Raw genomic sequence first — 11,349 nt, forward strand, 5'->3', positions numbered from 1 at the left:
ATCGGGCTCACTCCCGGGGCAGCAGTGTCCCCAGCGGACCGAGATCGATGTTGAGATCCTCGGGGGTGAGCCCGAAATGGTCGCGCAGTTCGCCCATGCGCTGCTCGAGCAGCATCAGTGTCGTGCCGAGCCGTTCGATCTGCTCGTCGCTGAGATCCCCTGCATCCATGCGGTGCAGGGCCTGACGCTCCATCAGCTGCCGGAGCAGTTCGACGAGCGTGAGCACCAGCGTCACCAGACCCCGCTCCACGGATTCGGGATCGGCGTCGATACGCGACGGGAAGTTCACCGGCTCGCTCACGAACCCTCCCGGGCCCCAAGCGGAACGGGAACGTCGACCCCGGGCAGCGACAGGGTACTGATCGACGAGATCAACGCGCGCAACGAGATCCGCACCAGATCGATCTCCGCGATCGACAGCGTGATGTCGCCGGTGATGACCACGCCGCCGGACAGCACCCGATCCAGCAGATCGATCAGAGCGATCCGCCGTTCCTCGTCCACCGATCCGTCGGCGTACCTCACGGCGAGATCCGTTCTGCTCCGGCGAACGAGTAGGGCGGCCACGGACCGCTCGTCTCGAGCCTGATCCCCTGATTGAGCGACCCGAGTTCCTCGACCTCGGAGCGGAATTCGTCCGTCCGGTCGTCATCGACGAGATACGTCCCGTTGAGCAGCATCCACTCGTGGCTGCCGCTCAGTGCCGGATCGGTCGGCGCGCTCCGGCGACCCGCGGCCGACACGCGCAGCAACCGCTCGTGGATATCGGCGGCGCGTTCGGCCGCATCGCGTTCGACACTCTCCTGTGCTGCCAGTTGCGCACGCCGGCGCAGTAGATAGGCCGTGCCCGTGCCGGAACCCGCTCCCTCCGCTTGCGCTTCGGCGGCGGCCGCGGTCAGCGCCTTGCGATCGGCGAACGCCTTGACCCCCCATTCGGTTCGACCCGTCACGAGCGCGAGTGCAGACGAGAACTGCTCCCGGTGCTCGGTGAGCAGGGCCCGGACCCGTTCGTCGTCGAGGCAGACGGTCGCGAGTCGCAGGGGTACCACGGAGACGTGACGTGCCAATCCGGCGACGACCGAATCATGGGCGCGGGCCACTCTTTCCAGCCAGTCCAGGTCCTCGAGATTGCGTGCCAGCGCGGCCTCGCCGAAATCGTCCAGGGGCACCGTTCCGACCACGGCGGTCAGTCCGCCCTCCTGCACCGTGCGGACCTGCTCACCAGCGACACCGGAGGCGCCCTCGGTCTCGTGGCCGACGAGCGTCCCGTCGGTCACGGCGTACATCCAGATCCCGGTCGTGTCAGTCACGGTCCTCCTCGTCCACGATCTCCGCCGTTTCCGGCTCCAGTTCCTCCGCTCGGGCCTCGAGTGCAGCCAACCGCTCGCGCAGCTGCCGATTCTCCAGCTCGAGTTCTGCCCGGCTCGAATCGACCTCGGGTGCGCGAGCCTTGCTCGTCAACCACGGATCGCTCTCCCACCAGTCGATCCCGACGGCCTTGGCCGTCTCGAGCGATGCGATGACGAGGCGGAGCTTGATCGTGAGCAGTTCGATGTCGAGCAGATTCACCTGGATGTCGCCGGCGATGACCAAACCCTTGTCCAGGACACGCTCGAGGATGTCGCCGAGATTGGTCGACCGTCCTCCACCCCCGTAGGGCTGCGGCGACGACGTGCCGCCACCCCCACCGACCACCGTCATGACCCGGTCCTCGCACCGATGTCGCTGCTGCCGCGTCCGTAACGCCGGGTCCTCCGGTACGCGAGCAGATTCCCGTCCAGATCGACCTCCACCTCGTAGAGCGCGAGCATGTCGGCCGACGACGGAATCCGTCTGTCCTCCACGACCTCCACCTCGACGACCCATCCGTCCTCGGTGGGTTCGACGGAGGTGACCCCCTGAACTTCCTTCGAGGTCAGTTCCTTCAGATGTGTGAGAGCCGCCGATGCGGCCTCGGCCGCCGAGATCGCGGGCGGACCGGTGTCCTGCGCCACGGGATCACTCCTTTCCCTCGGCGGGGCCGGATCCACCCCGGGAGATCATCCGGTTCAGCACGGCCTGCTGCGCCTCGTCCTTCTCCTCGGGCGTCAGCTCGCCCGCCTCCGCCGCTTCCTCGATCTGCTCGAGTTCGCGCCGCACGTTGGCGGGATCGTGCAGTTGCTGTTCGACCTGCTCCTGGATGATCTCTCCGAGCCACATCACTCCCTTGACGGGAGCGAGGGGCAGCGTGAGCAGGGAGGTCAGCAGACCCATCGTCAACCTCCTTCGCCGGGATCGGATTTCGCCACGAAGTCGTAGGCCGCCATCGGGCCGAGCAACGAGATCTCGACCCGGTCCTCCCATTCCCGACCCAGTTCCTGCAGGGCCTGTTCGAGTTCGTCCTGCCGCTCGAGTTCGACGAGGACGGCGATGTGCACGGCATCCTGCTCGTGCGTGGGTTGCCGCTCGTTGACCATCGGGTCGAGAGAGGACAGAGCCTCGACCGTGCGGCGCGTGTCCTCGTTCCGTTTGGCCTCGATCGTCGCGTTGATGATCTCCCCGAGCGCCATCCGGGCCTCGCGGGTCGCGTCCTCGGACTGGCCGCGGATCTGCTCCCGCAACTGCGCCGCCTCGGAGTTCTCCTCGAGGATCTCCTGCAGGATCGCCCTCTCGTCGTACCGTCCCTTCACGACGAACTGTGCGAGACCGTCGAGTTGGTCGAGGGCCGAGGCGAGTTCGTCCTCGTTCCCCTCGAGCAACTCCGCGGCCACCGCATCCCGGTCGGTGAGGACGGCACCGAATCTCAGCGGGAGCACGGGGGCGACCGCCACGGTCCCGTCGAGCAACGCGGCGTGCGCCTTGAGATCGTCCGGTGTGCCGAGAGCGCGATCGGTCGGGATCTCGCTCACCAGCGCAGCAATGCGACCGGACTTGACCACCGACACCTCGGCCGGCGGATTGCCCACCCCTTCCGCATGCTCCTCCGGTTCCACATCCGACGGGACGATGCCGTAGACGTAGACCGCAGTGGTCGTGGCGGTTTCGTCGCTGTCGCCCTGCTCGGGTCGTTCGGTCTGTTCGGTGGACATCAGTCCTCACCCCTGCGTGATCGTCGAGCGGGCTGCCGCTGCTCCTGGACGTCCCCGAGGAACTCACTGACCTTCTCCCCCGCAGCCTCGAGCGCGCCCTTCGTCTTGTGCTTGGAACCACCGGAGGTGATGTCGCCGACGAGATCCGGAAGGCCCTTCGGCTCGTTGTCGGAGATCTCGAGCCGGTTCACCGCTTCCGCGAAACGCAGATAGGTGTCGACACTGGCCACGACGACGCGGGCGTCGATGGTGAGCAGTTCGATACCGACGAGCGAGACACGCACGAACGCGTCGATGACGAGGCCCTTGTCGAGGATGGTGTCGATGACGTCGGCGAGGCCGGACGAGTTGGGACGGGCCATACCGCCCCCGCCGCCGCCCCCGCCGCCCCCTGCAGGTTGGATGGTCATGACCGGGATCCTCTCGAGCGGGACGAGCGCGTACCGGTGCTCTTCGTCGCCCGGGTCCGCTTGGCGGGCGCACGTTTCCGAGGCGGTTCGGGCTCGTCCTCTTCGTCGTCGGGTTCTTCGTCGGAGGACTCGTCCTCCTCGGTCTCGTCCTCCTCTTCGGGATACTCGTCCTCGAGATCCTCCTCATCCTCGGGCGACTCCTCGTCGCCTGTGTCCTCGGCCGACTCCTCGTCGCCTTCGTCCTCCTCCCGCAGATCCTCCTCCTCGGGCGACTCCTCTTCGTATTCGTCCTCGGACGGTTCACCCTCCTCGAAATCCTCGTCCTCGTCGCGGATCTCGTCCTCGTCACCGGAGGTGTCGGTCTCCCCCTCGTCCCCCTCCTCGCCGTTCTCGCGGGCGTCCTCCTGCTCCCGCTCCTCTTCCTCCTGACGCGCGGTCTCGTCGTCCTTGACGACCTCGCTCTCACGGATCTCGCCGTGCCAGCCGACGATGTCGTCGGGATGCAGTACGGCCTCGGTCATGGCGTAGCGCCGGAAATGTTTGAGTTCCAGGCGGGACCGGCGACCGACCGCCCGCCACAGATTCGCGGTGCGCTCGAACAGGCCCCGGGGGTGGTACTCGAGGACCATGAGGATCCGGGTGAGATCGGGTGTGAGCTCGTGGAAGGTCACCGCGCCGTCGATGTAACCCTTGCCGCCCTTGGAACGCCACACGATCCGTTCGAACGGCACCTGTTCGAGGATCGTGGACTCCCAGTTCCGGCGCGACCAGAACACCTTGCCGGTCCAATTGAGCTTCTCGTCCTCGACCTGTTCGACCTGTTCGACCTTCTTCATGAACTTCGGCCAGTCGGCGAACTGAGTCCACAGGTCGTAGGCGAGGTCGATCGGCACGCCCACGTCGATGCTCTCGACGATGTTGGTGAGCTTGAGCTTCTTGCCACCCCCGCCCTTGCCTCCGCCGCCGCCGGTGACGGCCTCCTTGACGTCCTGGAACTTGTCCTTGGCGGTGTTCTTCAGATTCTCGAAGCCTGAGCTCGCCGCTGCTTTCAACGGCGACTCGCCCTCGGCAAGCTTGTCGACACCGGTCAGTGCACTGGCCAGGTTCCCGCCCTTGCCCTCGGAGTAATCCTGTAATCGTCCAGTTGTGCCGGTGACCCTGTCGGACAGGCTCGACAACGCGTTCTGGGCGACCGTTCCCGCGAGACCCTGCAACGACTGTTGCAACCCGCCGGTCAATCCTCCCGTGGCCTTCCCCGCCGTGTCCGTGGCGGTGCGGCCGGCCTTACCGGCGGTATCGGTCGCGGTCTTCCCGGCCTTGCCCACCGCGTCGGCGACTCCGCCCGATACATCGCTCAACCTGGCCATCGTTCTCACCGCTTCGTTCGACGTACGGGCGCACGACCGGAGGAGGAGGACGACGCAGTGCTACGCGCTGCGCGCTTGCGCGGCTTCGGAGGTGCCTCCTCCGAGTCGTCCGAGTCTTCGCTGTCGGCCGTCTTCTTGCTGCGGGAAGTCCGCGGACGGGATGTGGCCCGAGCTGCGCGGCGCCGCGGTGTGGGACGCTCGGGCTCCGGCTCCTCTTCGTCGCCCGAATCCTCCTCGTCGGAACCCTCTTCGTCCGTCTCGTCGTAATCCGGCTCCTCGTTGCGACTCCGGTTGCCGCGACGCTTGCTGCCGCGACCTTCCTGCTCGTCGCGTGGTTCGTCGTATTCGTCCTCGTATTCGGCGTCCTCGGGTTCCTCCGACCCTCCGCCGCCACCGCTCGCACGGGATTGCAGACGTTCGTTGAGGGCGTCGATCCGGTTGCTGGCCGCGGTCACGGCAGCGGCACGAGCCGCATGCATGAGTTCTCCGCGAACGGATTCGGTGATCTTGTTGATCTCGGGAGACGAGCCGAGCATCGAGGCGCTGCGCTGCAGGAGTTCCTGCGGATTGCTGGGCAGTTTGCCGGTCATTCCGGCACCGGCGAGCATCATGGCCACCCGCATCTTCTTGGTACGGCCGAGGAAATATCCGATGCCCACACCGAGGGCGACTCGTGCTCCGGGTTTCATCACCGTTCTCCTTCGTATGCCGCGCGTCGTGTGGCGTGCTCGGAAGGGGCCGGGGAAGTCTCGGTACGGTACGCAGCCGACGCGCGTCTTTGTGTGATGCAAACCACAGTACGTCACTCGAGACCGTGATTCGCATGCTTCGTCGGCATGCGGATCCCGGAGTGAACGACGGGCTCGGAAAGTACCAATCAGTATGTTATGCAGCAGGATACGAAATTTGCTACAGATCTCACCCGGCCGTCCGCGGGCATGCCAAAGAAAGGTTCTCGAGCCGGTAAGGGTTTCGGAAACCGGAGGCTATCGACGCGGATGCACCGGGGCGGCGATCCCTGTCGCCTGCAACGCGAATGCTGCTTCCGGACCGATGATTTCGCCCACGAGGGCAAGGAAACGTTCGACGAAGGCCGGCCCGTGGGCGCCCTCGGTGGCGTCGTCGGGATCCTGCGGATCGAGATGGTGCGCGAGTTCGTGCAACACCACCATCTCGCGGAACGCCCACGCGGTGTTCGCCCGGTGCTCGGGAAGAGCGATCGTCGCGCAGTCGCGTTCGTAGTGTGCGGCCGCGTTGCCCGCACGGGCCCGCACGCGCACCGGCACGGCGGCGCGCTCCCACCGGGCGCGTACCCAGTCGAGGGCGAGCACGGCGTCGATGTAGTCCTGGACCGAGGCGATGGAGGCGAACCGTCTCTCCACCGGGAGTGTGACGTGGGAACCGGCGACCTCGACGGTCCGCAGACCGCGCTCGTCGGCGCGGTCGAGCATCTTCCGTACGATCGACTCCGCTTCGTACACAGCGGTTCTGCGGGTATCGCGCACCTTGGTCACCGTTCCAGCCTCCTCGGAGCCGACGGCAGTTCGGGTGCCGTTCCCAGTCGTGCCGCACGTCCGGCGCGGTCGCCCGCGCGCCGGGCATCGGCCGAGCGCGCCGACGGTGCCCGGTTTCCCCGCCAACTGCCCCGTGCCTGCGACGTACTGCGGTAGAAGTCCTGGAGTTCCAGACTCTTCCCACGCAACACCAACGCCGTACCGGGCGCGGATGTTTCCACCTCGCGTTCGATCTCCTGCTTCGCCTCGGCCAGCCGGGCACCGATGCGCGCGGCGAACGCCGACTGGAAGTTCAGCCGGGCCGTCACCGCGGCAACGGGCTTGCGCACACGTGTGCGCACCCGGCGACCGCCGCGTTCCTCGACGACGGTGCGCACCGTGGTCTCGTTCCGGTAGGTGCCCTCGCGCAGATACGCGTCGGACGCCCGCACCATCTGCACGAGCAGAGAGGAATACAGCGCCTCGCACACGTCGATGTCGTCGGCGAAGCCGTAGGCGTAGATGACGGTGGAGTTCGCGGTGATGTCGCACTGCACGTCGTTGGCTCCCGCGATCGCGATGAACAACTGGGCGTAGGTGCGCAGTCCCTTCTTGCCCGTCTCGCCGATGGTGATCAGTCGCTGCACGGGAGTCGCGCGGCGTTCCTTCGCCGCCGTGTGGCTGCGCGCGACCGCCAGATCGATCGAGGAGGACGTCGCGAGCCGCTGCGCCGCGGCGAGGAAGGCGTCGGCCTCGTGAGGGTTGTCGGTGGACTCCGCCTGGCGGAGCAACCCGCCGATACGACTCAACATCTTGTCCGAACTCACCCAGCGAGCGTAGAGCCCGGCACCGACTCCGCCCACGAGACCGGGAACACGCACGAAATTCCTGCGAAACCGCCCGCGACCCACCAAGATCGTGCAGATGGACACTGCGGTCGATTTCGTCACCGATATCAACGACACGTTCTGGTACGCGGTGATCGCACTGCTCATCGGTTCGGGCCTGTACTACACGATCCGCTCCCGGTTCATCCAGATCCGGCTCCTGCCCGACATGCTGCGTTCCATCGTGGAGAAACCCGAGAGACAACCCAACGGAGAACCGGGCCTGTCCGCCTTCCGGGCCTTCTCCGTCTCGGCCGCCTCCCGCGTGGGAACGGGCAACGTCGCCGGTGTCGCGATCGCGATCAGCCTCGGTGGTCCCGGCGCGGTGTTCTGGATGTGGGCGATGGCCTTGGTCGGTGCGGCGACCGCCTTCCTCGAGTCCACCCTCGCCCAGCTGTACAAGGTGCGCGACGAGGACGGCACCTTCCGCGGCGGCCCCGCCTACTACATGCAGTACGGGCTACGGAAACGCTGGATGGGCATGATCTTCGCGGTCATCATCACCATCACCTACGGATTCGTGTTCAACGCGGTGCAGACCAACTCGATCGTCGACGCCGTCTCGAGTTCCGTCGGCGAGAAGACCATGACCCTCCAGGTGATCGTGGGCCTGGTCGTCGCCCTCATCGTCGGCGTGGTGATCTTCGGCGGTATCCGCCGCATCTCCGGTGTCTCCCAGATCGTCGTGCCGGTCCTGGCGTTCGTCTACCTGGTCATCGGCATCATCGTCGTGGTCCTCAACATCGGCGAGGTTCCCACCATGTTCCGCCTCATCGTCGAGAACGCCTTCGGTCTCGAGGAGGTCGTCGGTGGTGGTTTCGGTGCCGCCTTCATGAACGGCATCCGCCGAGGTCTCTTCTCGAACGAGGCCGGCATGGGCTCGGCACCCAACGCCGGCGCCGCCGCCGCGGTCTCCCACCCGGTCAAGCAGGGCCTGGTCCAGAGCCTCGGCGTCTACTTCGACACCCTGCTGGTCTGCTCGATCACGGCCTTCATCATCCTGTTGTCCGAGCCCGAATTCGGCAGCGGTCTCGAGGGCGCCGCTCTGACGCAGAACGCGCTCGCGCTGCAGCTCGGCGACTGGACGGTGCACTTCCTCGCCGTGCTGATCTTCTTCCTCGCGTTCACCTCGGTGATCGGCAACTACTACTACAGCGAATCCAACATGGAGTTCCTCACCGGATCGCGCCGCATCCTGCCCTATCTGCGCTCGGCGGTCGTGCTGTGCGTCTTCCTCGGGGCGATCGGCTCGCTGCCGCTGGTGTGGGCGCTGGCCGACCTCGCCATGGGGATCATGGCCACCGTCAACCTCATCGCCCTGATCCCGCTGTCGGGTATCGCCTACGCGTTGTTCCATCACTACAGCGCGCAACGCAAGCAGGGTCGCGACCCCGTCTTCCGCGCCGGTGACGTCCCGGGCGTCCGCGGAATCCAGGTGTGGAACGACGACGACGTCACGCCGGTCGAGAGCCGATCGAGCGACGCACGGTAGATTCCCCTACCGCACGAGCGTGTACCGCTTCGGAAAGGATCTTCGAGATGGCGTCGGTGACCTTCGACAAGGCCACGTGCCTGTTCCCCGGCTCGAGTACGCCCGCGGTCGACGCGCTCGACCTCGAGATCGAGGACGGCGAGTTCCTGGTCCTGGTCGGACCGTCGGGCTGCGGCAAGTCGACCTCGCTGCGCATGCTCGCCGGTCTCGAGGAGGTGCACAGCGGGCGCATCCTCATCGGCGACCAGGACGTCACCGGGCAGGATCCGAAGGAACGCGACATCGCGATGGTGTTCCAGAACTACGCCCTCTACCCGCACATGTCGGTCGCGGAGAACATGGGCTTCGCGCTGAAGCTGGCCAAGACACCGAAGAACGAGATCCGCGAGCGGGTCGTCGAGGTCGCGAAGATGCTCGACCTCGAGCAGTTCCTCGACCGCAAGCCCAAGGCGCTGTCCGGCGGTCAGCGTCAGCGCGTCGCGATGGGCCGCGCCATCGTCCGCCAGCCGCAGGTCTTCCTCATGGACGAGCCGCTGTCGAACCTCGACGCCAAGCTCCGCGTGCAGACCCGTACGCAGATCGCGCAGCTGCAGCGCCGCCTCGGCACCACCACCGTCTACGTCACCCACGACCAGGTCGAGGCCATGACGATGGGTGACCGCGTCGCGGTGCTCGAGAAGGGCATCCTGCAGCAGTGCGCGTCGCCGCGCGTGCTCTACAACAAGCCGGCGAACGTCTTCGTCGCCGGTTTCATGGGCTCGCCCGCGATGAACCTGTTCCGCCTCCCGGTCTTCGACCGCGGCGCGATGATCGGCGACACCCACGTACCGGTGCCGCGCGACGTGGTCGGTCAGGTCACCGAGAAGGAGGTCGTGCTCGGGATCCGGCCCGAACACCTCGAGATCTCGAACGAGGGTCTGGCCATGGATGTCGACGTGGTCGAGGAGCTCGGCTCGGAGGCCTACGTCTACGGCCGGGCCGACGTCGGCGGGATCGTCCAGCAGATCGTCGCCCGCAGCGACTGGCGCAACCCTCCGCAGAAGGGCGACCGGCTGTACCTGCGCTTCGACCCCGAACACGTGCACGTCTTCGGAACGTCCGACGGGAAGCGGATCGGCTGATCATCGCTCCGGGATCGGTCTGCGGAGTCGACACTCGACCGATTCAGGATGGGCGGAATGCCGACTTTTACCGGTGCTGCGTGCCACAGTAGTGGCCGGTGTCGGTGCACCTGGGTCACCGACGTGTGTTTTCCGACCTCGAAATGGGGAGTTGTTGATGGTTCTGAATACGAAGGCGATGCGGAGGGCTGCGATCGCCGCGACGGCCGCGACCGCGCTCGTTCTCGCGGGCTGCTCGTCGGACAACGGTGGCGACGACACCTCGACCGGCGGCGAGGGTACCGCTGCTTCCGGTGAGGGCCGTGGCCCGATCACGATCGTCGAGGGGCAGGATCCCCTGAACGCGGCGCTCGAGAGCATCATCGCCGACTGGAACGCCGAGCATCCCGACGAGCAGGTGACGTTCAAGCCGCTGGCCAAGGAGGCCAACGACCAGTACGACGACATCGCCCAGCGGATGCAGGCCCGCAGCGACGAGTACGACCTCATCGCCGTGGACGTCACCAACACGGCGGAGTTCGCCGCGAACGGCTGGCTGCTCCCCCTCGAGGACGACCTGGCGATCGACACCGAGGGCCTGCTGCCCGCGACCGTCGAGTCGGGCACCTACAACGGCACCCTGTACGCCGCCCCGAAGAACACCAACGGCGCGTTCCTCTACTACCGCACCGATCTCGTCGACGAGGCCCCCGCGACCTGGGACGACCTGAAGGCCGAGTGCCCGAAGGCCGAGGAGGCGGGTATCGCCTGCTACATCGGTCAGTTCAAGAACTACGAGGGCTTGACGGTCAACGTCACCGAGATCGTCAACGCCTTCGGTGGCTCCTTCGTCGCCGAGGACGGCCTGACCCCGGCAGTCGACGACAAGACGGCCGAAGGCCTGCAGTTCATCGTCGACAACTTCGAGGACGGCATCATCCCGGCCGCCGCGCAGACCTACACCGAGGGCGAGTCGCAGACCGCTTTCGGCAACGGCGAGGCACTGTTCCTGCGCACGTGGCCCGGCTTCTACACCGACGGTGAGAGCTCATCGGTCGCCGGCAACTACGGCATCGCCGTCCTGCCCGGCGTCGACGGCCCCGGCGTCTCGACGCTCGGCGGCTACAACGTCGGCATCAGCGCGTTCTCGGATGCTCCCGCCACCGCGCGCGACTTCCTCGAGTTCATGCAGACCCGCCAGGCACAGATGTACTACGCGGAAGCGGGCGGCGCCCCGGTTCTCGCCGAGGTCTACGACGACGCCTCGATCCTCGAGCAGTACCCCTACTTCTCGACGCTGAAGGAGGCCCTCGAGGCAGCCGAGCCGCGTCCGGCGTCGCCCTACTACTCGGCCGTGTCCAAGGCGATCGCCGACAACGCCTACGCTGCGATCCGTGGCGAGAAGACCGTCCAGCAGGCGCTGGACGACACCCAGGCCGGCATCGAGACCGCCGGCAACTGATGCTCTAGGAGCAGTACATGGCTGACCCGCAGGTCGACAATCCCGCGGATCCGCCACACGCCCCCGCGGT

The 11,349-nt window shown here is 66.6% G+C and carries 15 protein-coding genes; 3 read left to right on the forward strand and 12 right to left on the reverse strand.

Going from position 1 to position 11,349, the window contains the following annotated elements; genetic code table 11:
- Positions 1-7 precede the first annotated feature (7 nt).
- From ACNJ7K_RS06980 to ACNJ7K_RS07035, 12 genes are all read right to left on the reverse strand, one after another.
- A complete protein-coding gene (locus ACNJ7K_RS06980; RefSeq protein ID WP_016693994.1) occupies positions 8-301 on the reverse strand; it encodes a gas vesicle protein K in 294 nt (97 codons plus the stop codon).
- Positions 298-525 carry a gas vesicle protein gene (locus ACNJ7K_RS06985; protein ID WP_487041410.1) on the reverse strand — a complete coding sequence of 76 codons (228 nt, stop codon included), beginning with the start codon at positions 523-525 and terminating at the stop codon, positions 298-300. The genes ACNJ7K_RS06980 and ACNJ7K_RS06985 overlap by 4 nt, the downstream gene beginning before the upstream one ends.
- Complete coding sequence (locus tag ACNJ7K_RS06990) at positions 522-1,310, reverse strand: GvpL/GvpF family gas vesicle protein (protein WP_120280896.1); 789 nt, start codon at positions 1,308-1,310, stop codon at positions 522-524. The genes ACNJ7K_RS06985 and ACNJ7K_RS06990 overlap by 4 nt, the downstream gene beginning before the upstream one ends.
- Positions 1,303-1,701 (reverse strand): gas vesicle protein GvpJ, encoded by a 399-nt coding sequence (gene gvpJ, locus ACNJ7K_RS06995; RefSeq protein WP_016693991.1) that lies wholly within the window; start codon positions 1,699-1,701, stop codon positions 1,303-1,305. The genes ACNJ7K_RS06990 and gvpJ (ACNJ7K_RS06995) overlap by 8 nt, the downstream gene beginning before the upstream one ends.
- A complete protein-coding gene (gene gvpO, locus ACNJ7K_RS07000) occupies positions 1,698-1,994 on the reverse strand; it encodes a gas vesicle protein GvpO (RefSeq protein ID WP_016693990.1) in 297 nt (98 codons plus the stop codon). Before gvpO ends, gvpJ (ACNJ7K_RS06995) begins: the two co-directional genes overlap by 4 nt.
- Before the next feature lie 4 nt (positions 1,995-1,998).
- Positions 1,999-2,253: a gas vesicle protein GvpG gene (locus ACNJ7K_RS07005; RefSeq protein WP_016693989.1), complete on the reverse strand. Its 255-nt coding sequence runs from the start codon at positions 2,251-2,253 to the stop codon at positions 1,999-2,001.
- Positions 2,254-2,255: 2 nt separating this feature from the next.
- Positions 2,256-3,068: a GvpL/GvpF family gas vesicle protein gene (locus ACNJ7K_RS07010; RefSeq protein ID WP_120280895.1), complete on the reverse strand. Its 813-nt coding sequence runs from the start codon at positions 3,066-3,068 to the stop codon at positions 2,256-2,258.
- Positions 3,068-3,478 (reverse strand): gas vesicle protein GvpJ, encoded by a 411-nt coding sequence (gvpJ, locus tag ACNJ7K_RS07015; protein ID WP_024102484.1) that lies wholly within the window; start codon positions 3,476-3,478, stop codon positions 3,068-3,070. The genes ACNJ7K_RS07010 and gvpJ (ACNJ7K_RS07015) overlap by 1 nt, the downstream gene beginning before the upstream one ends.
- Positions 3,475-4,845, reverse strand: coding sequence for an SRPBCC family protein (locus tag ACNJ7K_RS07020; RefSeq protein ID WP_487041411.1), 1,371 nt, complete (start codon positions 4,843-4,845; stop codon positions 3,475-3,477). The genes gvpJ (ACNJ7K_RS07015) and ACNJ7K_RS07020 overlap by 4 nt, the downstream gene beginning before the upstream one ends.
- Before the next feature lie 5 nt (positions 4,846-4,850).
- Complete coding sequence (locus tag ACNJ7K_RS07025) at positions 4,851-5,534, reverse strand: hypothetical protein (RefSeq protein WP_120280893.1); 684 nt, start codon at positions 5,532-5,534, stop codon at positions 4,851-4,853.
- Between the two features lie 297 nt (positions 5,535-5,831).
- Positions 5,832-6,359 (reverse strand): TIGR04338 family metallohydrolase, encoded by a 528-nt coding sequence (locus tag ACNJ7K_RS07030; RefSeq protein WP_120280892.1) that lies wholly within the window; start codon positions 6,357-6,359, stop codon positions 5,832-5,834.
- Positions 6,356-7,165 carry a DUF2786 domain-containing protein gene (locus tag ACNJ7K_RS07035; RefSeq protein WP_033098495.1) on the reverse strand — a complete coding sequence of 270 codons (810 nt, stop codon included), beginning with the start codon at positions 7,163-7,165 and terminating at the stop codon, positions 6,356-6,358. Before ACNJ7K_RS07035 ends, ACNJ7K_RS07030 begins: the two co-directional genes overlap by 4 nt.
- Before the next feature lie 97 nt (positions 7,166-7,262).
- On the opposite strand from ACNJ7K_RS07035, the gene ACNJ7K_RS07040 reads away from it, so the two are divergent.
- From ACNJ7K_RS07040 to ACNJ7K_RS07050, 3 genes are all read left to right on the forward strand, one after another.
- Complete coding sequence (locus ACNJ7K_RS07040) at positions 7,263-8,717, forward strand: alanine/glycine:cation symporter family protein (protein ID WP_120280891.1); 1,455 nt, start codon at positions 7,263-7,265, stop codon at positions 8,715-8,717.
- 47 nt (positions 8,718-8,764) lie between these two features.
- Positions 8,765-9,838, forward strand: a complete 1,074-nt coding sequence (locus tag ACNJ7K_RS07045) for an ABC transporter ATP-binding protein (protein WP_060652503.1) — start codon at positions 8,765-8,767, stop codon at positions 9,836-9,838.
- A 157-nt stretch (positions 9,839-9,995) separates the two neighbouring features.
- Positions 9,996-11,279, forward strand: a complete 1,284-nt coding sequence (locus ACNJ7K_RS07050) for an ABC transporter substrate-binding protein (RefSeq protein ID WP_120280890.1) — start codon at positions 9,996-9,998, stop codon at positions 11,277-11,279.
- The last annotated feature ends 70 nt before the right edge of the window (positions 11,280-11,349 follow it).

This window comes from Rhodococcus shunpengi, from assembly GCF_048381395.1.
GTDB lineage: Bacteria > Actinomycetota > Actinomycetes > Mycobacteriales > Mycobacteriaceae > Rhodococcus.

Bases quoted from the DNA above. Each gene is read 5' to 3' on its own strand.
- gvpJ (WP_024102484.1), bottom strand. From the start codon at position 3,478: ATGACCATCCAACCTGCAGGGGGCGGCGGGGGCGGCGGCGGGGGCGGT.
- ACNJ7K_RS07005 (WP_016693989.1), bottom strand. From the start codon at position 2,253: ATGGGTCTGCTGACCTCCCTGCTCACGCTGCCCCTCGCTCCCGTCAAG.
- ACNJ7K_RS07040 (WP_120280891.1), top strand. From the start codon at position 7,263: ATGGACACTGCGGTCGATTTCGTCACCGATATCAACGACACGTTCTGG.
- gvpJ (WP_016693991.1), bottom strand. From the start codon at position 1,701: ATGACGGTGGTCGGTGGGGGTGGCGGCACGTCGTCGCCGCAGCCCTAC.
- ACNJ7K_RS07045 (WP_060652503.1), top strand. From the start codon at position 8,765: ATGGCGTCGGTGACCTTCGACAAGGCCACGTGCCTGTTCCCCGGCTCG.
- ACNJ7K_RS07020 (WP_487041411.1), bottom strand. From the start codon at position 4,845: ATGGCCAGGTTGAGCGATGTATCGGGCGGAGTCGCCGACGCGGTGGGC.
- ACNJ7K_RS07050 (WP_120280890.1), top strand. From the start codon at position 9,996: ATGGTTCTGAATACGAAGGCGATGCGGAGGGCTGCGATCGCCGCGACG.
- ACNJ7K_RS07025 (WP_120280893.1), bottom strand. From the start codon at position 5,534: ATGAAACCCGGAGCACGAGTCGCCCTCGGTGTGGGCATCGGATATTTC.
- ACNJ7K_RS07010 (WP_120280895.1), bottom strand. From the start codon at position 3,068: ATGTCCACCGAACAGACCGAACGACCCGAGCAGGGCGACAGCGACGAA.